Raw genomic sequence first — 22,143 nt, 5'->3', positions numbered from 1 at the left:
CGCCGCCAGTTTCGAAGCCGCGAAAGGTGAGGCTATACTCGGGCCGTTCCGTGTTCCCCCACGCCGGAACCCCAATCCGTCCTCCGGACCACGAAACCATGCGCACGCAGCCGCTAGCCGCTTGTTTTGCTCTGGCCGTACTCGTTTCTGTTGGGGCCGCCCCGGCGATGGCGCAGACCGCGCCGGCGCCCGCCGCTCCCGCTGCCGCAGCCGCGGCACCCGCGCCTGTTCAGGGCAACGCGGCCAACGGCCGGGTGCTCACCTACACCTGCCAGGGCTGCCACGGCGTCACCGGCTACAAGAACGCCTATCCCAGCTACCGCATCCCCAAGATCGGCGGGCAGTCGGCGCAGTACCTGACCCAGGCGCTGACCGAATACCGGCTCGGCAAGCGCAAGCATCCGACCATGCAGGCCCAGGCGGAAAGCTTCTCCGACCAGGAGATCGCCGACATCGCCGCTTTCCTGTCCACCCTCAAGTAGGCCTCCCATGCCGAACGCCGCGCACGCCTTGCGTCCCGCCCTCGTCCTGCTTGCCGCCCTGTGCCTGGGGGCCTGTTCGCAATCGCAGGTGGAATCCACCAGCAAATCCGCCGGCGACCCCGGCCACGCCAGCGGCGAGCACGGTTCCGGCTCCTCCGCCGGCCTGCCCGGCGGGCGCATCGACGCCGGCGACAAGCTGGCCCACGCCAAGGGCAAGGCCACCGGGCAGAGCTGCATCGACTGCCACGGCGCCGACGGCAACGCGCCGATCGACCCGACCTATCCCAAGCTCGGCGGCCAGTACGGCGACTACCTCGCGCACGCGCTGCAGGCCTACCGCGGCGGCACCCGCACGCATCCGCTGATGAGCCCGCAGGCAGCGCAGCTGAGCGACCAGGACATCGCCGACCTGGCCGCCTACTTCGGTTCGCGCAGCAGCCAGTTGCGCGATTTGCACGGCGTGAACTGAGCGCGCCGCGCGCAGGGACCGCGCACGCCACATGACGCGCGCGGTCGCCTGCACCAGGCTGCGCCGAGCAGCGGCGACGGGACTGCGCACAGCGCGCGCTCCGGATGCGACATCGTCGACGCGTGACCAGCTCGCCGCCACTTTCGCGTGGTGCGCGATCCGGTGTCGCTTCTACCCTATCCAACGACGTGAGGCACACACGTAAGAGCGGCTTCATCCGCGATGAGCCCTCGCAGGCAACGCCGTGCTAGCTGAAGTCGTCCACTCGGACCAAACCGCGCCCGGTCCGCGTGTGCCGCAGCTGGTGATGTGCGGCGCCCGCATGTGTGAGCGGGCGGGTACCCCGCCACTCAGCGACTGCCGTTGTCTTCCTGCAGCTCGCGCTTGAACGGCACGTTCGGCGGCGGCCGCGCGCCAGCCGGCTGCTCGTTGAGATTGGGGTCGGTGATGCTGCAGCCGCCGCCCACCTGCAGGATCGAGACCACACAGGAAATGCTGCTGGTGGTGCCCGGGATCGGGATCTTCACCGACTTGATGCCGCGCCGCACCCACTCTTCCAGCAGCGTCGCGTTCGGCAGCCAATACTTGTCGAACGAGGTCGGCGTGTAGTCGTACGGCGGACGCTTGAGCCACTCACCGGCCTTTTCGATGCGCTCGCGCGTCCAGGTGTCGGTCTCCGAGCCGGGCGCGCTGCGCGCCGGCGCCTGGTCGTTGCCGCGGCCATCGGCCAAACGCACGCTGCCGTCGGCATTGAACAGGCCGCCGCCCTTGCTGGCGCCGGCACCGGCATCGCCGGGGCGGTTGCGTGCGGCCGCGCCCCAGTCGTCGCCGCGCTGCGGCGTGGCCCAGCCACCGTCACGTGCGACCGGCGCCGGACCGCTGCCCGGGCTCGCGGCCTGGCTGCCGGGCGGCGCGGTGCCGGCCGCGGGCGCGGTCGGCTTGGCAGTCGCACTGGCCGCAGCGCCGGCCGGCGCCGGCTGCGGGGTCTGCGCGCTCGCCGGCGTCGTGTCCGGGCTTGCGGCCGGGGCAGCCGGCGGTGCCGGCGTGGGTGCGCTCGCGGTGGCGGTGCTCGGCGTCGGCACTTCGATCTGCCGCACCTGCGGCACGTCCGCACTGGGCAACACCGGCGTGGGCGTCGGCGTGCGCAGCTGTGGTGCGGGAACCTGCACCTGCGGCAGCGGTGCCGGCACTTCCCGTTCGCGCACCTGTACCTGCGGTGCGACTGGGCGCGGCACCGCGATGTCGCGCGACCGCAGTTGCGCCACGGTCGGCACGTCGGTGACCACTTCGACCTCGCGCACCGGCACCTGCACGTCGGGCGGCACCACCGCGCGCGGTGTCGGCACCGCTACACGCACGCTCGGTGGCGGCGGCAGTACGAAGTCACGGGTGGGCGTCGGCGTTTCGGTCACCTGCAGCGGCTGCTCCGCCGGCGGCGGTGGTGCACTGGCCGTGGTCGGCGTGGTCGGCGTGGGCGCCGGCGCTGCCGGCGTCGGCTCCGCAGGCTGTGCAGGCGCAGCAGCGGCGGGCGGCGTCGGCCGCGGCCGCGCGGACGCGGCGCGCTGCGCACGCGGCGGGGTCGGCGACGTCGCCTCCGTGGATGCGGCCGCCTCGGCCGGCGCCCCGCCGCCGCTCTCGGCGGGCGTGCCGCGGCCGACGAATTCCACCTGCACGCGTCCGGCCTGGTCCGCATCGGTCAGCGGCGGCAGCCAGCGCACGAACGCCACCCACAGCAGGAAGATGGCGAACAGCAGATGCAGCAGTAGGCTGAGCAGCACGGCGATGCGCCGCCACCAGCGCTGGTCGTACGGCGCCGGATCCCAGTGCTGCCACCACAACCGGCGGAACGCCTGCCACAGCGGCAAGGCCGGCAGGCGCAGGGTCGCCGGCGGCTGCGCCGGCGGCATCGCCGCGATCAGTTCGGGGGCCGCGAACGGCCTCGGCAGCGCAGGCTGCGCCGCGATCCAGTGCGCCCATGCATACGGCAGGCCGGTGCGGCGATCGCGCAGCAGCTTGCGCGGCGTGCGCGCCAACAACACATTGAGGATGTCGGCGGCGCGCGTCACCGGCAGCGAAACGTCAGGCGGCCGAATCGCGCGGGATGTAGGGAGCGCTGCCGCTGTCGTGGTCGGTGGCGTCGCGCACCGCGGTCACCCCCGGCACGCGGCCCATCAGCGTCTTCTCGATACCCTGCTTCAAGGTCACGTCGGCCATGCCGCAGCCGTGGCAGCCACCGCCGAAGCGCAGCAGCACCACGCCGTCGGCGGAGACTTCCTGCACCGCCACGCGGCCGCCGTGCTGGGCCAACTGCGGATTGACCTCGTTCTCCACCACCCAGCGCACCCGCTCCACCAGCGAGGCCGCCTCGCCCGGCGCTTCGCCCTTGATCTTGGGCGCCTTGATGGTGAGCTGCTGGCCGGTGCCCTGGGTGACGTAGTCGATTTCGGCGCCGTCGAGCCAGCCGACGCTGTCGGCCGCCACGTACAGGGTGAAACCGTCGCAATCGATCGCCCATTCGTCGCCGGCCAGGTCCGCCGGCTCGGCGAACTCCAGCCGCGCATCGGCACGCGGGGTGCCGGCATCGACCGCGCTCAGGCGCACGCCCATGCCGGGCACGGCCTCGCGTTCGAGCAACTTGCGGAAATGGGCCTGTGCGTTGTCTGAGATCTGGATCATGCGGGTATTCTAGACCCTTCCACGCCCTGCGCTCATCGCGGGCGGTATCTTGACCGGCCCTGTCCGTTCCACCGCAGAGACCTTCCATGAACGACCTGATCCCGCTCGCCCAGGCCCATTGCTCGCCCTGCAAGGGCAGCGAATACAGACTGACCCAGGCGCGCCTGGCCGAACTGCTGCCGCAGGTGCCCGGCTGGGAAGTGGTCGAGAACGGCAACGCGATCAGCCGCACCTTCCGCTTCCCCAACTATTACCACACCCTGGCCTTCGTCAACGCACTGGCCTGGATCGCGCACCGCGAAGACCACCACCCCGACCTGGGCGTGCACTACGACCGCGTGGTGGTGCGCTATTCCACCCACGACGTCGGTGGCCTCAGCGAGAACGACTTCATCTGCGCCGCCAAGGCGTCCGCCCTTCCGGAATGATCACGATGACAGCCACCGCCCGCCATCTGCTCCCCCTGGCCTGCCTGAGCGCCGTGCTGCTCAGCGCCTGCGGTCAATCCCAGCAATCCCAGCAACACACCGTGACCCAGCCGCCGACCGAGGTCGCCGCGGTGAAGACACCGCCGCCGGACTACCCGATCGACGTGGCCTGCGCCGGCATCGGCGGCACCGTGGTGCTGAAGGTGGTGGTCGGCGTGCAGGGCAAGCCCACCGAAGTCGACGTGGTCACCGGCAGCGGCCAGGCCAAGCTCGACGCCTCGGCGCAGGAAGCGGTGCGCGGCTGGACCTTCAATCCCGCTACCCGCAACGGCCAAGCGGTGCCGTGGACCATCCAGGTGCCGGTCAACTTCAATCCGCCGCAGCCGCGCCCGGACCGGTGCTTCGCGCTGGACGCGCAGGCGCACAAGGCCGGCTGAGCCACGGGCGCGCACCGCGCGCCTTCACGCGACGCCCGCACCACGCCGGGTCTGATCGACGCCTCTTCCTCGGAGCCGCCGGCGCATGCTGGAGATCCCGCTGCACAATGTCCTGGTCGCGCTCGCCGTGACCCTCGGCGCCGGCCTGGCCACCGGCGTGGGCAGCGTGCTGGTGTTGTTCAGCAAGGGACCCAATCCGCGCCTGCTCGCCTTCGGCCTGGCGTTCTCCGCCGGCGCGATGGTGTATGTGTCGCTGACCGAAATCCTCGGCAAGTCGATCACCGCCTTCAGCGCCGCCTTCGATCCGCGCCTGGGCCAGGCCTATGCCACCCTGGCATTCCTGGCCGGCATGGTGCTGATCGTGGCCATCGACCGGCTGGTGCCCAATCCGCACGAAAGCCTCAACAGCCGCGATCCGCTGTTCCGCGACGACAACCGCGCCTACGTCAAGCGCGTCGGCCTGCTCACCGCGGTGGCGATCACCGCGCACAACTTTCCGGAGGGTCTTGCCACCTTCTTCGCGACGCTGGAGAGTCCGGCGGTGGGCATGCCGCTGGCCTTCGCCATCGCCGTGCACAACATCCCCGAGGGCATCGCCATCGCAGTGCCGGTGCATTACGCCACCGGGCGCAAGTCCTATGCCTTCGCCGCCAGCCTGCTGTCCGGCCTGGCCGAGCCGATCGGCGCGCTGATCGGCTACGTCGCGCTGGCGCGCTTTTTGTCCGAGGCGGTGTTCGGTGCGGTGTTCGGGCTGATCGGCGGGGTGATGGTGTTCCTGGCCCTGGACGAATTGTTGCCGGCCGCCAAGCGCTACGCGCAGGGGCACGAGACGGTATACGGCCTGGTCGCAGGCATGGCCACGCTGGCGCTCAGCCTGGTGCTGTTCCGCCTGTCCGCACCGGTCTGATGGCAGCGGCCGACGCCGGCTGAACGCGCGCTCGCTGGCCTGCGCGAGCGCGCCGCGCAGAAAGGTCGCAGACACCCAGGGCGGCGCATGCTGCGGCGACCTTCGCCCCGCTCGATGAGGTGTCGCATGGATTTCCGTCCCCTGCCCCCGGCCAGGCTGGCCCTGTTCACCGCACTGAGCGTGGTGGCGCTGGGCGCCTGCCAGCGGCAGGACACGCCCACTCCTGCGGCCCAGGCCGATGCGCCCGCCCCGGCCGCGGCACCCGCACCTGCCCCCTACGTGGCCCCGACCGCCGACCAGCTCTATCAACTGGTCGCGCCTATCGCGCTGTTCCCGGACAAGCTGCTGGCGCAGACCCTGGCCGCCTCGGTGTACCCGGACCAGGTGGTGTCCGCGCAGGATTGGCTGCGCAACAACCGTACCCTGTCCGCCACCGACCGCCTGCAGGCGGCCGCGGCGCAACCCTGGGACCCCAGCGTCAAGGCGCTGACCGCCTTCCCCGACGTGGTCGACCAGTTGGCCGGCAACGGCGACTGGACCCGCGCGCTGGGCGACGCCTATGCCCACGATCCCAACCAGGTGCTGGACGCGGTGCAGGTGATGCGCCAGCGCGCTCAGGCGCAGGGCCACCTGCGCAGCACCCCGCAGCAACGCGTGCAGGTGGTGCAGCGCACCGTGGTGGAATCGGCCCCGGCCTACGCCGACGCGGTGCCGCCGCCGACCCGCAACATCGTCATCGAACCGGCGCAGCCGGACGTGGTCTACGTGCCGCGTTACGACCCCGACGTGGTCTACGGCGCACCGGTCAACGTCTACCGCGAGTACCGCTATCGCCCGCCGCGCCCCTACTACGACACCGGCGACCTGGTCACCGCCGGCATCATCTCCTTCGGCGTTGGCGTGCTGGTCGGCGACGCGCTCGAACACCACCACCACAGCGTGTTCGGCTGGCTGGAACCGGCGCCGCCGTGGCACAGCTGGGGCTGGAACAACTGGGGGGTGAACTGGAACGCGCCGCCGTCGGCGCCGAACTACGTGGTCTACCGCAACAGCGTGTACGCGCCGCGCACCACCATCATCAACAACCACTACGACAACCGCAGCTACGTGCACAACGACTACCGCGGTGCGCCGCCGCCGGCCGCGCCGATGGGCGGTCCGGGCGGGCAGCAGGCCTTCGCTGGCGCGCGTGCGCCGGCGGGCGCCGCGATGGCCGCCGCGGCGATGGCGGCGCGTGCGCCGGCAGCGGCGTTCGGACCCGCGCGGGCCCACCCCCCGGCGATGCCGCAGACCATGCCGCATTTCACCAGCCAGATGCTGCAGGCCGGCCGCCCGGTGGCAGCGATGCCACCGCCGGTGCAGCGCCTGCCGGCTCCGGGCACGCCAGCGGCCATGGCCGCCGCACGTGACCAGCGCCTGCTGCCCGGTTTCGCCCAGCATGCCGCGGCTCCGCAACGCAGCGTGGCGATGGCCCAGCCGAACGCGCCGCGCGCGGCTCCGGCGATGCCGGTCCCGCAGTTCCATGGCCGCCCGGTACCGCAGGCGCTGACGCCCAGCCAGGCGCCGCGCGAGGCCATCGCCAATCGCGGCATGCCGGAAGCGCGCTTTGCGGAACCGCCGCGGCGCGGCGACCCGGGCATGCAGCCGTCCGGTTTCGCCCGCGAGATGGCACGCACGGAGCCGCCGCGCCAGGCACTGCCGAGCGAAGCCCCGCGCGCGCAGGCCTGGCATGCGCCGGCGCCCGAGCGCGAGGCGCGCGCGCCGCAGATGCCGCGCGAGGCGATGCGTGCGCCGATGCCGGAACCGCGCCAGGAGCAGCGTCAGGAACAACGCCAGGAGCAGCGCGTGGCCCGCTTCTCCCCGCCACCGCGCATGCCCGAGCCGCGGCCGGCCGAGTCGCATCCGGCACAGCAACGGCAGGCACCCGCCCATCACGACGGACATCACGACCACGACCACCACGAGAGCTGAGCACGATCCGGGGGCGGCCACGCTGCCGCTCCCGGATTCAGGAGCCTCGCCTCAGCCGAGGCGGTTCAGCGCTTCGGCCAGTTCGTCGGCCAGCGGGGCATTCAATAGATAAGGCGTCTTGCCGTCGTCCAGGCTGAACTCCAGCGAGGCGGCATGCAGGAACAGGCGCTTGAGCCCGATCTGTTCGCGCAGGCGCTTGTTGACCGCCGGATCGCCGTACTTGTCGTCGCCGGCGACCGGATGTCCCAGATGCTGGGCGTGCACGCGGATCTGGTGGGTGCGACCGGTCTCGATCCGCACCTCGCAATAGGAGTGCCCGCCACGCCGCTCCAGCACCCGGAAGTGGCTCAGCGACGGCTTGCCGGCCGCGTTCACCTGCACGTGGCGCTCGCCGCCCTGGCGCAGGCCGATGTGCAGCGGCGCGTCCACGCTCATGGTGCCGTCGGGCATGCGCCCGACCAGCAGGGTCAGGTAGCGCTTGCTGATGCCGCGGCCCTGGACCCGGTCGTCCTCGCGCATCAGCGCCTGCAATTCGGTCAGCGCCGAGCGCTTCTTGGCCACGATCAGCAGCCCGGAGGTGTCGCGGTCGAGCCGGTGCACCAGCTCCAGCGACTGATTGGGACGCAGCGCACGCAGCGTCTCGATGGCGCCGAAACTGATCCCGCTGCCGCCATGGCTGGCGACGCCGGATGGCTTGTTCAGCGCCAGCAGCCGCGCGTCCTCGTAGACGATCGCCGCCTCCAGCCGGGCCATGAACGCATCCGGCGGCGCGCTCTTCTCGCCCTCCTCGGTCAGCCGCACCGGCGGGATGCGCACCTCGTCGCCGGCCTCGAGCTTGCGCTCGGCCTTGGTGCGGCCGCCGTTGACCCGCACCTGGCCACTGCGCATCAGCTTGTAGATCAGGCTGCGCGGCGCGCCCTTGAGCTGGCCGAGCAGGAAATTGTCTACGCGCTGTCCGGCCCTGTCTTCCGGGACCTTGAGAATGCGCACCGCGCTGGTCGCGACATCGCGCGGCTTTGGAGGGATCGCGGGGGAAGTCATCAGGCAGTTTATTCTGTTACACTCGGGGGGCGAGATAAGGGTTTGATTTCGTTGGAAGTTAGTTGAGGGCCAGAAGCCCGGCTTACGACGATTCCGGCACAGTGCGCGACCACCGCCCCCGGGGCGGCCATGTTAGCGGCTCACCGGCCTACCCGGCCATCGCCGGATGCCGCAAGCGTCCGCGCTGAACATGCCCCGTGCGGCGCCCAGCCTGGCTGGAGTCGCCGCCGGTCCTGAACCACCTAAAAGCAAGAAGCGCTCCCGCGGCTCGCCGTGGTGTCGTAGCGCTGGAAACCCAAGACGCCCACCCCGCGCCTGCGCGATGGGCGACGAAGCGTGACCAGAAGCGAAACCCCATGGCGTTCCGCGCGGTAGCAGCGCGAGGAACGCAACAATGAAGCGAATGCTGATCAACGCCACGCAGGCAGAAGAACTGCGTGTGGCCATCGTGGACGGCCAGACCCTGTACGACATCGACATCGAGCAGCCGTCCAAGGAACAGAAGAAGTCCAACATCTACAAGGGCCGCATCACCCGGCTCGAACCCTCGCTGGAAGCGGCCTTCGTCGAATACGGCGGCGAGCGCCACGGCTTCCTGCCGCTGAAGGAAATCTCCCGCGATTACTTCCAGGCCGGCGTCGACCACAACAAGGCGACGATCCGCGAACTGCTGCGCGAGGGCCAGGAAGTCGTGGTCCAGGTGGACAAGGAAGAGCGCGGCAACAAAGGCGCGGCCCTGACCACGTTCATCTCCCTGGCCGGCCGCTACATGGTGCTGATGCCGAACTCGCCCAGCGCCGGCGGCGTCTCGCGCCGGATCGAAGGCGAGGACCGCGCCGCGCTGAAGGAAGCGCTGGACAAGCTGAACATCCCCGACGACATGGGCGTGATCATCCGCACCGCCGGCGTCGGCCGCGATGCCGAAGAGCTGCAGTGGGACCTGGACTACCTGCTGCAGGTGTGGAAGTCGATCGCCGAGGCCGCCCTGGCCAAGCCGGCGCCGTTCCTGATCTACCAGGAGTCGCGGCTGATCATCCGCGCCCTGCGCGACTACCTGCGCGCCGACATCGGCGAGATCCTGGTCGACACCGCCGAGATGTACGGCGACGCCCAGGAGTTCATGCAGCAGGTGATGCCGCAGAGCCTGCGCAAGCTCAAGCACTACACCGACGACATCCCGCTGTTCAACCGCTTCCAGATCGAGTCGCAGATCGAGGCCGCCTACGAGCGCAGCGTGCGCCTGCCGTCCGGCGGCTCGATCGTGGTCGACCAGACCGAGGCGCTGACCGCGGTGGACGTCAACTCCTCGCGCGCCACCAAGGGCAGCGACATCGAGGACACCGCGTTCCAGACCAACCTGGAGGCGGCCGAAGAGGTCGCGCGCCAGCTGCGCCTGCGCGACCTCGGCGGCCTAGTGGTCATCGACTTCATCGACATGGCCTCCAACAAGCACCAGCGCGAGGTCGAGAACCGCCTGCAAAACGCGCTCAAGTACGACCGCGCGCGGGTGCAGATCGGCCGCATCTCGCGCTTCGGCCTGCTGGAGATGAGCCGCCAGCGCCTGCGTCCGTCGCTGGGCGAATCCAGCCAGATCGTCTGCCCGCGTTGCGACGGCCACGGCCGCATGCGCAGCGTCGAGTCGCTGTCGCTGTCGATCATCCGCGTCGCCGAAGAGCACGCGATGAAGGAGAACACCGGGCAGGTGCTGGTGCAGGCCCCGGTGGAGATCGCCAACTACCTGCTCAACGAGAAGCGCCGCGCGCTCAGCGAGATCGAGAAGCGCCACGACGCGCCGATCGTGATCGTCGCCGACGAGCAGCTGCACACCCCGCACTACGAAGTGACCCGCCTGCGCGAGAACGAGCTGGGCGAGGAAAGCACCAAGCCCAGCTACCAGCGCGGCACCCCGCGCAAGCTGCCGGTGCACGCGCTGACCAAGGCGCAGTTGAACATCCCGGCGCCTGCGGTGACCAATGTGAAGCACTCGCAGCCGGCCCCGGTGCGCGAAGTGGTCGAAGAACCGGTGGCCGCACCGGCACCGGCGCCCGTGGTTGCGCCGGCACCGGTCGCGCCGCCGGCCACCGGGGTGGTCGGCTGGCTGAAGCGCATCTTCGGCGCCGGCGAGAGCCCGGCGCCGGCCCCGGCCGCCGCCGAGCCGGCACAGCGCCAGCGCCCGCAGGACGGCAACCGCAACCGCAACGACCGTGGCGATCGTCACGACCGCAATGCGCGCCGCGACGGCAACCGCAACGGCGGCCAGGGCGGCAATGCCGCGCGCGGCAACGGCAACAACGGCGGCGGCAACGCGCGCCGCGACGAGCGCCGCACCGGCAACGGCGCCGCCGCGCCGGCCGGGCAGCAGAACCAGCAGCCCAAGGCGCCGCGCAACGAGCAGGCCACGCAGCAGGCCACGCAGCAGGCCAAGCCGCAGCAGCAGCCGCAACAGCCCAAGCCGCCGAAGCAGCAGCAGCCGCAGAACCCGCCGCGCCAGCCGAAGCCGCAGCAGGAGCCGGCACAGGCCGCCGTGCAGGGCGACAAGCCGCAACGCCAGCCGCGCGCCGACGAAGCCGTCGCCAAGCAGCAGGCCGCGCCGGTCGCCACCGCACCGGCGACCCCGGTGCAGGACGCCACCACCCTGGCCGCCGCCGCGGTCGCCGGTGGCGCGATCGCCGCGTCGCAGGAACCGGCAGCAGCCGTCGACGCGGCAGCCGCCGCACCGGTGCAGCCGGCGCAGACCGCGGCAGCAGCGAGCATCGATGAACGCGAAAACGCCGCCGAAACCGCGCAGGCCGTGCCCGCCGGCGAAGGCGCCGAGGGCGAGGACGGTACCGGCGATGCCGGCGGCCGCCGCCGTCGTGGCCGTCGCGGTGGCCGCCGCCGTCGCCGTGGCAATGGCGAAGCCGGTGCTGCCGGCGATGCCGCCGGCCTGGACGATGCCGACCTGGATGCCGGCGACAGCGACGGCGAAAGCGCGCCGGCGCCGAGCCGCAGCCAGCCGGAGTTCGACTTCGACGACGACGGCGCCACCGATGCCGCTCCGGCCAAGTCGCAGCCGCCCGTGCAGGAAAAGCGCGAGCCGCAGGAGAAGCGTGAGCCGCGTCGCGAGCGTCCGGCTGCTGTCGGTGCACCGGCACCGGCCGACGGCGCTGCCCAGGCCCCCGCGCCGATCGCCGCCGACCCCGTGCCTACGCCGGCCACCGCACCGATGCAGCCGGCCGCCCCCGTCGAGGCCGTGACCGCATCGCCTGCGCCGACCGCGCCGGCCGCTGCAGCCCAGGGCGTCAGCGCTGCCGCCGTGGCCCACGCCGACACCGTGGTCGCGGCCACACCGATGGCGGCCGCAGTCGCCGAGGACAAGCCGGTCGCGCAGGAAACCGTCGCCACCGAGCGCACCGCGGCACCGGCCGAACCCGCAACGCCGGCCGTCGCGCCGCAGCCGCAGGCGGTCACCACCGCCATCGAGCAACCGACTGCCAACGCCGCCAAGGCGCCGGTCGCCGAGCCGGACGCGGCGGATGCCACGGCCACCGTCGAGGATCCGGCGGGCGTGACCACGCCGACGGCGACCACCGTCGCGCCGAGCGCAGCGCCGGCCGCCACGTCCACCGCTCCCGCGGAACCGCGTGCGGAAGACGCTGCCGCGGCCAAGCCGGCCTACGCACCGGTACAGACCACCCTGCTCGATGCCTTCGCCGAGGCACCGGCGGCGGTTCCGCACAGTGGTCAGGCAGCGGCCGCAGCGTCGACCGAGGCCGCATCGGTCACGCCGGCACGCGACGACAGCGCAACGTCCGTCGCTGCTCCGGCGACGCCGGCGCAAGCGGAGATCGCGGCTGTGGACGAGGCGGCGCGGAAGGAACGTGCTGCTGCCGCGGCGCAGTCCGCAGCGCCTGCGCCGCATGCCGCGGACAAGGCGGACGGCGACGAGCACAAGGATCGCGGCTGATCCCCGCCCCTGCCGGTGCAGCATGAAAGAAGCGGCCTTCGGGCCGCTTTTTTTGTGGACGCCCGTGAAGCGTTTCCATCGCTACGGCTCAAGACGATCGTCTGCACGCGTACTGCCTTTCGCGCGTCCTGTTCGGCGCGGCAGCAGCGGCTTCAAAGCCACGGCGAAACTCGCTTTGCCGTGACTCGACGAGACACACCATCACCTCCGCAGAAGCGGCTTCAGCCGCGACGGGGCTTTCCCGATGCGCCGGTCGCGGCTGAAGCCGCGCCTGCGAAAACACGCGATGCGTGGAGTACGTGCTGCGCGGAAGGCTACCGAAGTGTCTTGAAGATCCACCACCACATGCACGTCCGCGTCGTTGCGCGCTCGCTGCAGTCGCGAGCGATGCATTCGCGCAGAGCACGCACTCCCTACTCCACCGCTTTCGCCAAACCCAGCCATTTCGACCGCGGCACGCGCCAGTGCCGGGGGCGTCGGCGATAGCCGCGGACGCGGGTTCGCAATCGAGCCACTGCGAGCAGGTCCGCACGTTGGCGCAAGCACAACGCAAAAGCGGCCCGAAGGCCGCTCTCGTGTCAGCTCGGCAGGAACCGCCGACTACAGCGGATGCGTCGGATCCAGCAAGCCGTATTGCGTGGCCAGGCGCGCCAGGGCGATGTTGTCCTGGATGCCGACCTTTTCGAACAGCCGCGCCTTGTGCGTATTGACGGTCTTGGCGCTGAGGCTCAGGCGCTTGGCGATGTCTTCCTGGCGCAGGCCGCGGGTCAGCAGCAGGGCCACTTCCAGCTCGCGCGGCGACAGCGCGTCGAATGGCGAACCGCCGCCTTCCAGATTGGCCAGCGCCAGGTTCTGCGCGATGTTGGCGCCGAGGTAGCGCTTGCCCATCGCCACGTCGCGGACCGCGCGCAGCAGCTCCTGCGCGTCGCCGGCCTTGCCGACGTAACCGGAGGCACCGGCTTCCAGCAGGCGCTTGGGCAGCGGGCCGTCTTCCAGCACCGAGACGATGATGACCTTGGTGCCGTGGTCGCCCTTGACGATGCGCTCGGTGACTTCCAGCCCACTGACGCCGGGCATGTGCAGATCGCACAGGACGATGTCCGGCTTCAGCTGCCGGATCTGCGGGAGCGCATTTTCGCCACTGTCGGCCTCGCCGACGATCTCGATATCCGTTTGATTCGACAGGATCAGCTTCATGCCCGTACGGACAAGAGCGTGATCATCGACCAGAAAAACCCTGATGGCCATCTCGTATAACCCCAACGCAGCGGATACCGCACCATCCAGACTATCTGCGTGAATTATTCAGGGCAATACGAATTTGTAGACAAACGAAGACGCTTCACGGAGTGCTCATCTGCACTTCGCGAAACGTCATCGTGTCGTCATCAAAACCCTGCCGAGCTTACTCAAGGCTCGGCACGCAGGGTCGAGTGACCTGCCAGCGCTCTCCCCGTAAGGCGCGCGACGGTCCCTGCGTCAGGCCGAGGCCAGTATGCTGGTGCGGCGGGAAAAGCGTTATCAGGACAATCCTGATCTCACGTCAGAATTATCTGACCCTCCCCCTTCCCGCTTCCGGACACCACCCCGCTGCGGATCCCGGACAGGCCCGGCGAAATTTTCCGACACTCGCGTCGGAAATGGCCGATGCGACCTCCACACCCGGCGCAGCCACGACATGCCTGGCCGCCTGCGACACACTGCCCGAGTGAACACGATCCGTCCCTACGTCATGCAGGACCGCGCCGCCTGCCTGGCGCTGTTCGACAGCAACGTCCCGCAGTTCTTCGATCGCAGCGAACGCGCCGGTTTCGACCGCTTCCTGCAGCACGACACCGGCGCCTGGCACTACCTGGTCGTCGTCCGCGCGGGCGCGGTCATGACCTGCGGCGGCCACGCGCTGCGCGCCGACGGCCGCGTCGCCAGCTTCGGCTGGGGCATGGTCGACCGCCGCCTGCACCGCCAGGGCCTGGGCCGCGCACTGACCGAGGCCCGGCTCGACGCCTGCCGCAGTGCCGGCGTCGCGCGGATCGAACTGGACACCAGCCAGCACACCCAGGCGTTCTACGCGCGCTTCGGCTTCACGGTCGAGCGCGTGGTCGCGAACGGCTACGGCGCGGGGCTGGACCGTTGGGACATGGCGCTGGACCTGGACCGCACGCGCGGCTGAAACGGATCGCGCCTCAAGAAGTCGCCGTCAGGCGGCCAACGCGTAGCGGCGGCAGTGCTCCAGATAACCGGCTTCGTGATGCCCGGCGAGCGCGACCACGCTCTCCCACAGCCACGACGGCGTGTCGATGGCCTTGCGCCTGTCGGCATCCAACTGTTGCAGCCACGCGGCCCGCGTCCTGGGCTTCATCTGCCGCGCATGCGCCTTGCCGACGACGAAGGCGAGGTAGCGCGCCGAGCGCACCGCCTCGACGTGATTGAACTGGTCGACTTCCAGTTTCAGGTCGCGCGGCGAGAGTTCGCGAATGAACAGCGAGCGGCCCAGCATGTGCACCGGCATCATCCTGCTGCCCAGGTAGGGCGACAACGCCCGCGCGGCGGCGGTGACGCGTTCGGCGTTGTCCGCCGGCATCCGCGCATCGGGCGCGGCCGGCGCGATCGGTGCGATCGCCTCCTTCAGATCGACCAGCGCATAGGACCAGTGGCCCTTGCCGGTCTTCAGGCCGACGATCGCCGCGTAGCGCAGCAGGCCGAGCGAACTGCAGCCCTTCATCCAGTACGCCGCATCGACCAGACGCACTTCGCGATCCTTGGGTTTCCCCTTCAGCGACAGCACCATCTGCGCCACCTTCGGATCGGCGAACAGCCGTTCCAGCGCCTCGCGTTCTTCCGGCGCCAACGCCCAGAACTTCTCGCCCAGCGGGATACGCGGCTCCACCGCCTGCAGCCGCTCCTTGGCCAGATGCCGCCAGCGCCGGCCGAAGGCCTCGCGGCGGATGCTGCGCACGGTCTCGGGTTCGGCACCGGGGTGATCGCGGGTCGGATCCTCGATGGCGGCGCCATAGCCGTCGATCATCGCCTCCATCATCCGTGCCGTGGTGACGCCGGGCAGGTCCGAGCCGCGTGCCGCGGTGGCCAACGACAGGCCCAGGCGGATCAGATCGTGCGCGGGATTGCCGATCACGCCCTGGTCGAGGTCGCGGATCTGGATCTCGACGCGCCCCTCGCCGTCGGCGACCGGGCCCAGGTTGCCGAGATGGCAGTCGCCGCAGATCCAGATCGCCGGTCCCATCGGCACGCGCCGCGCCGCCGGCGACGCTGCCAGCCATTCGTAGAACTTGAGCGTGTTGCCGCGGACATAGGCGTGGGCGGAGCGGGCCATCTTCAACGTGCGTTTGCGTTCGAGGATGACGGGGCGTTCGGCGAGGCTGGGCATCGAAGGTCGGACCTGGAGCGGATGGCGTGGGGGTCACGCGCGGCGGCGCAGACGCTAGCAGAGCCGAACGGAATGGTCCGTGCACGGCAGGCACCTGGGCAACATACGCAGTGATCGCGGAGATCGCGCGGCCACGCACCGCATGCAGGCGCGGTGGCGGCGTGCGATTGCGCAGGGTTGCTGATTCTTCTGCCGCCGACGCGCGTGCCCGCGGCGGTCGGATCCAGCCTCTCCGCCGCCTCCTGCGTGACCAGGCACGCGCCAACGGCAGCGCCCGGCGTCGACGTCATCTTAATTACGCCCCCGGCTATGCTCCGCGCACCTCACATAACTTAGGGAGAAGTTCATGCGTCTGACCATGCCGGCAACGGTTGCTGTGTGTGTGCTGCTCGCCGCCTGCAGCAAGGGTGGCGACAAGAACGGCGACGACGTCGCGATGTCCAACGCCTCGGTCGCCGATGTGGCCAAGGTGCAGGCGGCCAAGCTGCAGCCCGGCCAATGGGAGATGCGGATCGAGCAGGTGAGCAGCGAGACCAGCGGCGGCTCCGGCAACATGCCGCAGATGCCGAAGGTGCCGCCGAGCACCGCCAAAGTCTGCCTTACCGCCAAGCAGATCAACGATCCCACCAGCCTCTTCGGCAGCGCCTCGCCGATGCAGAAGAACTGCGTGTACGACTCCTTCAGCATGAAGGACGGAAAGATCGACGCGAAGATGCATTGCACGATGGGCGACATCAAGGTCGCAGGCACCAGCACCGGCACCTTCAGCGCCACCGAGATGGCCTCCGAATCGCATTCCACGATCACCGGCCTGCCGGGCGGCATGTCGATGAAGACGCACATGAAGATGGACGGCAAGCGCCTGGGCGAGTGCCAGCCGGGCGACATCAAGCCGGGCGACACCAAGGCGCCGGCCGCCGGCTGAGCCCGCCTGTCCTGATGCCGACGCCCAGCGTCGCTTTTGGAAGCATCCCAGTCCTGTTCCAAGCGCCGCGACGGTGACCCGTCGCGGCGTTTTTCATGCGCGGGCGTCCGCGCTTGCCGCGGCGCGATCCACCCTCCGACCAGTTGCCTGCGCAGCGAGGCACTGGCCTGTTCATACCTGGTTGCAGGCCGATCGGCCGAATGTACGCCTCCAGCGACAGCCGCGTCGCTCCTTGCGTCCTTGCCGTGCCGCCCCACAACGAACAGGAGACACCCATGCGCAACACCCTTCTGGCCACGATCATCGCGCTGGCCGCAGTACCCGCCCTGGCGAGCGCACGTACGCCGGCGCCGGACTGTCACGCGATGATGCTTGCCACGGTGAAGGACGACATGCAGAACACCTGGAACAAGGGCCAGACCTTGCCGGTGGACATCGCGCGCGACACGCCGTCGGGCGGCGCGTTCTGCACGCATGGCGGCAGTTGCCTGCCGCGCAAGGTGGCCGGCAAGGAGGCGGTTCGCCTCACCGATTGCAAGATCGGGCCGTCGATCGGCGACGGCGACTACAGACTGGTCGCATTGCCGCGTTCGCACAAACGCTGAATCTCCGACTTGCGCCAGGAGCGCCGACCATGAAACTTCCATTGCGACTGGCGGCGCTGTGCTGCCTCGCGTTCGCCTGCGTGTCCGCGGCGAATGCGCAACCCACGATCCGTGTCGCGGTCTATCGCGGCGCAGCCGGCTGCGACGATTGCTCAGAAACCGCCAAAGAAGCGATCGAGGCACTGAGTCCGCAGTACAAGGTCGACATCATCGGCCCGAAGGAGGCGCAAGACGTCACGCCCGCCACCCTGCGCGGCTATGCGATCTATGTGCAACCGGGCGGCGGGCAGGACATTCCGGCCGCATTGCGGGCGATGGGCGAGCGCCGGATCGCCGCCATCCGCGACTTCGTCGCGCAGGGCGGCGGCTATCTAGGCCTGTGTATGGGTGCCTATCTTGCCGATGACACCAACATGGGCCTGATCGGCGACGATCTCGATGGCGAGGTCGGCCGACCCGGCTTCCCCGTCACCACCATCGATGAGGAAGCCGTCGCGGTTCGCTGGAAGGGCCGCCCCGACAGCGTGTTCTTCCAGGACGGCCCCTACTTCCCGAAGAGCACCCAGGGTGGCTTCCGTGCGCTCGGCACCTACGCCAATGGCGATGTGGCTGCGGCGCGCTACAGCTTCGGCCGCGGCACCGTCGTGCTCAGCGGTCCGCATCCCGAGGCGGACCGGAGCTGGTTCGAACAGGCCGAGATCCCGCTGGACAGGATGCCCAGGACGCCGGTCCTGCAGGCGCTGTTCGACGAGTTCGCCCTGCCGTCGTCGCAGCCCTGAGTCCATCGGTGCCGACCGCCGCCGGCTGACGCGTCACCGCCCGATGCGGACGACTCGGGCGGCGCGGACTACTTCAACGCCCGCCAGCTCCGCCCCGCACGGAAGGCGCGCTCGAGGGTCGCCGCGAGCAGGCAGATCTTCAGCGTCTGCGGCAGGATGCCGTCGCCCGGGTCGCTAGGCGTGCCCAGCACCACCGACAGCTGATTGGCGATCGCCTGCCACACCACCTGCGGGTGCGGGCCGATCAACCGGGTCAGTCCCATCCAGGCCCAGGCCGAGGCCCAGTCCAGGGCGCGATACAGCACGATCAAGGTGACCAGGGCCGCCAGCCCAGTGGCGCCGGCCAACTGCACGCTGTTGGCCGCAGCGCGATAGCGCGAAACGGTCCCCGCCCAGAAATGGCCGATGAAGTCGCGTAACCACGTCGGCAGCTTGCGCCACAGCCCCAGCGTGCCGTCGACCTTGCTCGACCACTTGGCAGGCGCATTCCATTCGGCGTTGTGCACGTCGTAGCGGTAGATCAGCGCGGCCAACGCCAGCCAGACCACCGGCAACAAGGCCGAGAAGAAGATCACCACCAGCGTGTCCGCCACGCCCGGCGGCGCCTGCTCCACCGCGCCAGGCAACGCAGCATGCGCGACACCGATGGGATGGGTGATGCCCTGCCACAGTTGCTGGCCGAGATCGGCGATGCGCAGATGCGCCAGCCAGCGGAACACGCCGCCCTTCCATTCGGTGAGCACGTACATGCCGACGAAGGTCCAGCCGGCCTCGCACAGCACGATCAGCACGTTCCACGCCGGATGCGCGCTGCGCTGCTTCTGTTTTTTCGCGCCGCGCCGGATCAGCCACAGCAGCGCCACCGACGCCGCCAGCCACCAGCCGCCGGACACCTCGAACAGCGACCCGCGGTAGGTCGGGTCGAACGGATTGAACTGTCCCAAGCCCTCGCGTCCGTAGGCGCGGATGGTCTCGCCGAGAAACCCCCAGGCGGCGTAGTAGGCGAAGAACGGCACCAGCGCCTGCGAGACGATCGCCGACAGGCGGCGCCAGCGCGCCCTACCCTCGTCCTGCGCTGTCGTCGCGTCGGCCTGTTCGGCCAGCGCCGCGCTGGCGATTCCCGGCAAGGCCGGGCGCAGCGTTTCGAACAGCAGCACGAAGATCACCAGCTTGACCAGCACCACCAGGGTCAGCGACAGCAAGCCGGCGAGCCGGTTCTGGTAGCCGATCCACACCGCCGCCTGCAGCAGCAGTTCGTTGAGCAACACGCCGGCCAGCGCCACGGCCAGCAGTTGCGGCAGATAGCGGAACCACAGCCGCAGCGTGTCGCCGATCAGCCCCAGCGGGCCGCCGCGCAGCGCCAACTCAGTCATGGCCTTGCCCCCGCGCGAAACGGAGGTAATGCGGGCGACCGCCGCGCGTGCTCACGGTAAGTTGCAGCTGCGCGGCCACCGCACGCGGCACCAGATAGTAGCCGTCGATCGCCAACGGCACGCCCGGCTTGGCCGCGGACACGGCCAGTCCATCGCAGGCCACGCCGGGCGACTCGCCAGGCTTGGCCAGGGCACGCTGCAACAGGTCCGGCACGGTATCGATCGCGGACCAGGATCGGCCAGTGCTGTCGATCAGTTTGAGCGTGCAATCGCTCCACTGCGCTCCGGCGGCGCCCGGCGCCAGCGCCAGGCGCGTGCGCACGAAGGTGCGATCGGCGGGCAGCCCCGCCTCGAACGGCAGCACGTCGACCGACGCGAGGCGAACGGCGGCGCCGTCGTAGTCCACGGTCTGCGCCATCGCCACATCCACCGGCCGCCATTCGCGCGCATGCAGCAGTTCACGCACGTCGCGCCAGCCGGTCGCGGCCATCGTGCACGGCACCAGCACCACCAATGCCGCCAGTGCGAGCCAGCGCATGCGCCGCTCGGAAACGGCCGGGGCCACGTCGCGGTCAGAGGCGTGCATGCAGCACATCCAGATCGAGCACATCGGTGACCGCCGCTGCGGGCGAGGGCGGCGGATAGCGCACCTGCGCATCGGCCGTCAGTTGCGGGTCGCGGTCTTCCGACAGCAGCAGCGTGCCGCCGGCCCTGGCGAGCGCGGACGGCAGTTCGAACACCAGCACGTCCTTGCGCTCCAACCCGGGCTGCAGCGTCTTGATCGACGACAGCACCGCATCGCCCATCTCGGCGCGGCCGCTGGCGCGGTAGCGGCGGCCATCAGGCGTTGCCCAGACCCGGCCGTACACGCGCGCGGTCGCGCGCGCGACCTTCGACCGCACCGGCACCACCAGCCACACGCCGCCGCTGTCGCGCTGCTGCAGCGCGCCCGCCGCTTTGAAACGGATGGTGCGCGCGAGCTGCGGCGTGCCGGCGTCCACGGCCAGATTGTCGGTCTGCACCCAACCGTCCGGCGCTCCGGAGACCGCGATCGGGCCAGTAATGCGCTCGTAGCGCGGCATCGTCCAGCGCATCCCGGCAAGCAGCACGAAGCCGAGCAGCAGGACCGCGATGGCGGCCAGCCGCTTCACGGTTCACCCGCCTGTGCGCCGGCACGCGCTGCGCCAAGCGGCAACTCCACGACGCCGACCGGATGCGGATCGGTCCATATCGGCTGCGCGTAGAGATTGTCGAAGGCCCTGAAGGTCCTGGCGGTGATGTCGAAGCGCACGCGCCCAGCCACCTGTTCCGTCGCCGGATAGGTCCAGACCAGGGCAATCTGTTCCGGCAGGCCCGGTTGCAACTCGGTAGTCGCCGCGCGATCGCGCACGAGATAGGCGGTCGGGCGTACATCTGCGCCGCGCGGCGGCGCCTTCAACGCCACCGCCTGCACCAGCGATCCGCTGGTCTGCGTGGTGCGATTGGTCGCCTGCAGATACAGCACGATCGCCTTGCGACCGTCGCGCGACACCACCTCGCCATCCGGTAACCGGTCGCTGGTCTCCACGTGGTCGAAGCGCAGCGACCACTCGCCAGCGGCCACGTCCTTCCCAGACTGCAGCGCGGGCGGCACCGGCACGTCCTTGGCCTCGAACAACCCGATGCCCCACCCCACCACGATCGCGGCGATGCCACCGATCCCGGCCAGCATCCGTGTCCGCCACTGTCCTAGAGATGCTTTGCTCACCAAACCGGGTGACCCTTTTGGAAGCTCGGCCGGACGGTAGCACCGGGTTGCGAAGACGTGCAACCCGCAACTGAATGAAGAGAAGCAGTATACCGTCCGCACTGTGGATCCTACTTCCAGACCACCTTGCAAATGCTCCAAGCGAGAGACAAGGCGCTTATCGCGGATCCCACGACGCGGGTACCTATTCTGAGCGCTTGAAATCGGGGCTAACGTCATCTCGCCCGAGGGCCGATGGGCGCGCTTTCATCAGCCACTCGGCCACCAGAAGATTCGGTAGCCAGCATAACCAGGCAATCGCCCGATAGGCCACGACAAATTCGATGCCCAAGACAAACGTCGAGAAAGGCAGGTAAAGACGCAGCGTTACCGCAGACAGGGTCAAGGCGAACGAGCGCATCATCCAGCGCCGATGCTCAGCCAGCCGACCTGTCAGAACCTTACGCAGCGCGATGGCCGTTGTCGCCATCCACGCGATTCCAAGCGCACCGAATCCCGCGCCAGCGACAGGCCCGGTGGATATCCCGGCAGCAAGAAACACGGCGGAGAGGCCTCCGACCATGCAACCCGCGACATACACGCGTCCGGTCGCCCGATGCCACCCTGGGTGACGCAGACGAAGCCGGCGAACGAACTGGAGGGGCCCACAGAGCAGCGCCGTCGCGGCGCTGGTCGCGTGCACGATCAACCAGGGATGCACGTGCCGGTTGGCTGCGACCCCAGGTGGCACCGGACCTCGGTCGAACAGATAGCGATAGGACAGCAGGGCGACCGTGCCGCTCAATACAGCGAGCACGCCCCATGCATAGCCCGACCGTCTGGATTTCGCTGTCGTGCTTGCCTGCGACCGATACGCCGAATGCATCATGCTGCCCCCTGGAGTGACAAATGCGGCCATGGGCCGGACTTCAAGCCGCGGCATGTCCGCCGCGTCCTTCAAGTGCAACACTATCGGTGCCGGGCAGCCGAGCC

The 22,143-nt window shown here is 69.9% G+C and carries 21 protein-coding genes; 11 read left to right on the top strand and 10 right to left on the bottom strand.

Going from position 1 to position 22,143, the window contains the following annotated elements; translation table 11 throughout:
* The first annotated feature begins 98 nt into the window (after positions 1–98).
* Both SLW52_RS13370 and SLW52_RS13365 read left to right on the top strand, forming a co-directional pair.
* On the top strand, positions 99–482 hold the full coding sequence (locus SLW52_RS13370) for a cytochrome c (protein ID WP_026143839.1): 384 nt from the start codon (positions 99–101) through the stop codon (positions 480–482).
* A gap of 7 nt (positions 483–489) precedes the next feature.
* Entirely contained in the window at positions 490–951 is a 462-nt protein-coding gene (locus tag SLW52_RS13365; RefSeq protein WP_017911097.1) for a cytochrome c, read from the top strand.
* 350 nt (positions 952–1,301) lie between these two features.
* Here SLW52_RS13365 and SLW52_RS13360 read toward each other — a convergent pair whose 3' ends face one another.
* Together SLW52_RS13360 and SLW52_RS13355 are read right to left on the bottom strand one after the other, a co-directional pair.
* On the bottom strand, positions 1,302–3,017 hold the full coding sequence (locus SLW52_RS13360) for a transmembrane repetitive protein (protein WP_320740332.1): 1,716 nt from the start codon (positions 3,015–3,017) through the stop codon (positions 1,302–1,304).
* Positions 3,018–3,030: 13 nt separating this feature from the next.
* Positions 3,031–3,627 carry an NfuA family Fe-S biogenesis protein gene (locus tag SLW52_RS13355; RefSeq protein WP_017915596.1) on the bottom strand — a complete coding sequence of 199 codons (597 nt, stop codon included), beginning with the start codon at positions 3,625–3,627 and terminating at the stop codon, positions 3,031–3,033.
* Between the two features lie 86 nt (positions 3,628–3,713).
* Here SLW52_RS13355 and SLW52_RS13350 point away from each other — a divergent pair, with 86 nt between their 5' ends.
* The 4 genes from SLW52_RS13350 (at position 3,714) to SLW52_RS13335 (ending at position 7,370) form a co-directional block, all read left to right on the top strand.
* Positions 3,714–4,055: a 4a-hydroxytetrahydrobiopterin dehydratase gene (locus SLW52_RS13350; RefSeq protein ID WP_267085686.1), complete on the top strand. Its 342-nt coding sequence runs from the start codon at positions 3,714–3,716 to the stop codon at positions 4,053–4,055.
* Between the two features lie 5 nt (positions 4,056–4,060).
* Complete coding sequence (locus SLW52_RS13345; protein ID WP_152236258.1) at positions 4,061–4,492, top strand: energy transducer TonB; 432 nt, start codon at positions 4,061–4,063, stop codon at positions 4,490–4,492.
* 85 nt (positions 4,493–4,577) lie between these two features.
* Positions 4,578–5,399, top strand: a complete 822-nt coding sequence (gene zupT / locus SLW52_RS13340; RefSeq protein WP_320740333.1) for a zinc transporter ZupT — start codon at positions 4,578–4,580, stop codon at positions 5,397–5,399.
* Positions 5,400–5,525: 126 nt separating this feature from the next.
* A complete protein-coding gene (locus tag SLW52_RS13335; RefSeq protein WP_320740334.1) occupies positions 5,526–7,370 on the top strand; it encodes a DUF3300 domain-containing protein in 1,845 nt (614 codons plus the stop codon).
* Positions 7,371–7,421: 51 nt separating this feature from the next.
* On the opposite strand, the gene SLW52_RS13330 is transcribed toward SLW52_RS13335, so the two are convergent.
* Entirely contained in the window at positions 7,422–8,411 is a 990-nt protein-coding gene (locus SLW52_RS13330; protein WP_320740335.1) for an RluA family pseudouridine synthase, read from the bottom strand.
* A 394-nt stretch (positions 8,412–8,805) separates the two neighbouring features.
* Between SLW52_RS13330 and SLW52_RS13325 the strand changes: the two genes are divergently transcribed.
* Positions 8,806–12,357, top strand: coding sequence for an Rne/Rng family ribonuclease (locus tag SLW52_RS13325; RefSeq protein ID WP_320740336.1), 3,552 nt, complete (start codon positions 8,806–8,808; stop codon positions 12,355–12,357).
* A gap of 600 nt (positions 12,358–12,957) precedes the next feature.
* Here SLW52_RS13325 and SLW52_RS13320 read toward each other — a convergent pair.
* Positions 12,958–13,605 carry a response regulator gene (locus tag SLW52_RS13320; RefSeq protein WP_026143418.1) on the bottom strand — a complete coding sequence of 216 codons (648 nt, stop codon included), beginning with the start codon at positions 13,603–13,605 and terminating at the stop codon, positions 12,958–12,960.
* Positions 13,606–14,065: 460 nt separating this feature from the next.
* Here SLW52_RS13320 and SLW52_RS13315 point away from each other — a divergent pair, with 460 nt between their 5' ends.
* The gene (locus SLW52_RS13315; protein WP_320740337.1) at positions 14,066–14,527 is read left to right on the top strand and encodes a GNAT family N-acetyltransferase; all 462 of its coding nucleotides are present in this window, start codon (positions 14,066–14,068) and stop codon (positions 14,525–14,527) included.
* 27 nt (positions 14,528–14,554) lie between these two features.
* On the opposite strand, the gene SLW52_RS13310 is transcribed toward SLW52_RS13315, so the two are convergent.
* Positions 14,555–15,742 (bottom strand): DUF2252 family protein, encoded by a 1,188-nt coding sequence (locus SLW52_RS13310; RefSeq protein WP_017914456.1) that lies wholly within the window; start codon positions 15,740–15,742, stop codon positions 14,555–14,557.
* Positions 15,743–16,088: 346 nt separating this feature from the next.
* On the opposite strand from SLW52_RS13310, the gene SLW52_RS13305 reads away from it, so the two are divergent.
* The 3 genes from SLW52_RS13305 to SLW52_RS13295 all read left to right on the top strand — a co-directional run bounded on the left by SLW52_RS13305 (position 16,089) and on the right by SLW52_RS13295 (position 18,051).
* Positions 16,089–16,667, top strand: coding sequence for a DUF3617 domain-containing protein (locus tag SLW52_RS13305; RefSeq protein WP_320740338.1), 579 nt, complete (start codon positions 16,089–16,091; stop codon positions 16,665–16,667).
* A 200-nt stretch (positions 16,668–16,867) separates the two neighbouring features.
* Complete coding sequence (locus SLW52_RS13300; RefSeq protein WP_320740339.1) at positions 16,868–17,272, top strand: hypothetical protein; 405 nt, start codon at positions 16,868–16,870, stop codon at positions 17,270–17,272.
* Positions 17,273–17,301: 29 nt separating this feature from the next.
* The gene (locus SLW52_RS13295; protein WP_320740340.1) at positions 17,302–18,051 is read left to right on the top strand and encodes a BPL-N domain-containing protein; all 750 of its coding nucleotides are present in this window, start codon (positions 17,302–17,304) and stop codon (positions 18,049–18,051) included.
* 68 nt (positions 18,052–18,119) lie between these two features.
* On the opposite strand, the gene SLW52_RS13290 is transcribed toward SLW52_RS13295, so the two are convergent.
* The 5 genes from SLW52_RS13290 to SLW52_RS13270 all read right to left on the bottom strand — a co-directional run bounded on the left by SLW52_RS13290 (position 18,120) and on the right by SLW52_RS13270 (position 22,069).
* A complete protein-coding gene (locus SLW52_RS13290) occupies positions 18,120–19,424 on the bottom strand; it encodes a hypothetical protein (RefSeq protein WP_320740341.1) in 1,305 nt (434 codons plus the stop codon).
* Positions 19,417–20,010, bottom strand: a complete 594-nt coding sequence (locus tag SLW52_RS13285; RefSeq protein WP_320740342.1) for a hypothetical protein — start codon at positions 20,008–20,010, stop codon at positions 19,417–19,419. Before SLW52_RS13285 ends, SLW52_RS13290 begins: the two co-directional genes overlap by 8 nt.
* A complete protein-coding gene (locus SLW52_RS13280; protein WP_320740343.1) occupies positions 19,997–20,575 on the bottom strand; it encodes a hypothetical protein in 579 nt (192 codons plus the stop codon). The genes SLW52_RS13285 and SLW52_RS13280 overlap by 14 nt, the downstream gene beginning before the upstream one ends.
* A complete protein-coding gene (locus tag SLW52_RS13275) occupies positions 20,572–21,234 on the bottom strand; it encodes a hypothetical protein (RefSeq protein WP_320740344.1) in 663 nt (220 codons plus the stop codon). Before SLW52_RS13275 ends, SLW52_RS13280 begins: the two co-directional genes overlap by 4 nt.
* Before the next feature lie 121 nt (positions 21,235–21,355).
* Positions 21,356–22,069 (bottom strand): DUF2306 domain-containing protein, encoded by a 714-nt coding sequence (locus tag SLW52_RS13270; protein WP_320740345.1) that lies wholly within the window; start codon positions 22,067–22,069, stop codon positions 21,356–21,358.
* Positions 22,070–22,143: the final 74 nt, after the last annotated feature.

The organism is Xanthomonas sp. LF02-5, assembly GCF_034105325.1.
Classification (GTDB): domain Bacteria; phylum Pseudomonadota; class Gammaproteobacteria; order Xanthomonadales; family Xanthomonadaceae; genus Xanthomonas_A; species Xanthomonas_A sontii.
This window is presented reverse-complemented; position numbering and strand designations above follow the sequence as displayed.

Coding starts and splice junctions, on each gene's coding strand:
- SLW52_RS13335 (WP_320740334.1), top strand. CDS start 5,526: ATGGATTTCCGTCCCCTGCCCCCGGCCAGGCTGGCCCTGTTCACCGCA.
- SLW52_RS13320 (WP_026143418.1), bottom strand. CDS start 13,605: ATGGCCATCAGGGTTTTTCTGGTCGATGATCACGCTCTTGTCCGTACG.
- SLW52_RS13365 (WP_017911097.1), top strand. CDS start 490: ATGCCGAACGCCGCGCACGCCTTGCGTCCCGCCCTCGTCCTGCTTGCC.
- SLW52_RS13310 (WP_017914456.1), bottom strand. CDS start 15,742: ATGCCCAGCCTCGCCGAACGCCCCGTCATCCTCGAACGCAAACGCACG.
- SLW52_RS13295 (WP_320740340.1), top strand. CDS start 17,302: ATGAAACTTCCATTGCGACTGGCGGCGCTGTGCTGCCTCGCGTTCGCC.
- SLW52_RS13285 (WP_320740342.1), bottom strand. CDS start 20,010: ATGCACGCCTCTGACCGCGACGTGGCCCCGGCCGTTTCCGAGCGGCGC.
- SLW52_RS13350 (WP_267085686.1), top strand. CDS start 3,714: ATGAACGACCTGATCCCGCTCGCCCAGGCCCATTGCTCGCCCTGCAAG.
- SLW52_RS13370 (WP_026143839.1), top strand. CDS start 99: ATGCGCACGCAGCCGCTAGCCGCTTGTTTTGCTCTGGCCGTACTCGTT.
- SLW52_RS13305 (WP_320740338.1), top strand. CDS start 16,089: ATGCGTCTGACCATGCCGGCAACGGTTGCTGTGTGTGTGCTGCTCGCC.
- SLW52_RS13325 (WP_320740336.1), top strand. CDS start 8,806: ATGAAGCGAATGCTGATCAACGCCACGCAGGCAGAAGAACTGCGTGTG.
- SLW52_RS13270 (WP_320740345.1), bottom strand. CDS start 22,069: ATGGCCGCATTTGTCACTCCAGGGGGCAGCATGATGCATTCGGCGTAT.
- SLW52_RS13290 (WP_320740341.1), bottom strand. CDS start 19,424: ATGACTGAGTTGGCGCTGCGCGGCGGCCCGCTGGGGCTGATCGGCGAC.
- SLW52_RS13330 (WP_320740335.1), bottom strand. CDS start 8,411: ATGACTTCCCCCGCGATCCCTCCAAAGCCGCGCGATGTCGCGACCAGC.
- SLW52_RS13300 (WP_320740339.1), top strand. CDS start 16,868: ATGTACGCCTCCAGCGACAGCCGCGTCGCTCCTTGCGTCCTTGCCGTG.
- zupT (WP_320740333.1), top strand. CDS start 4,578: ATGCTGGAGATCCCGCTGCACAATGTCCTGGTCGCGCTCGCCGTGACC.
- SLW52_RS13355 (WP_017915596.1), bottom strand. CDS start 3,627: ATGATCCAGATCTCAGACAACGCACAGGCCCATTTCCGCAAGTTGCTC.
- SLW52_RS13345 (WP_152236258.1), top strand. CDS start 4,061: ATGACAGCCACCGCCCGCCATCTGCTCCCCCTGGCCTGCCTGAGCGCC.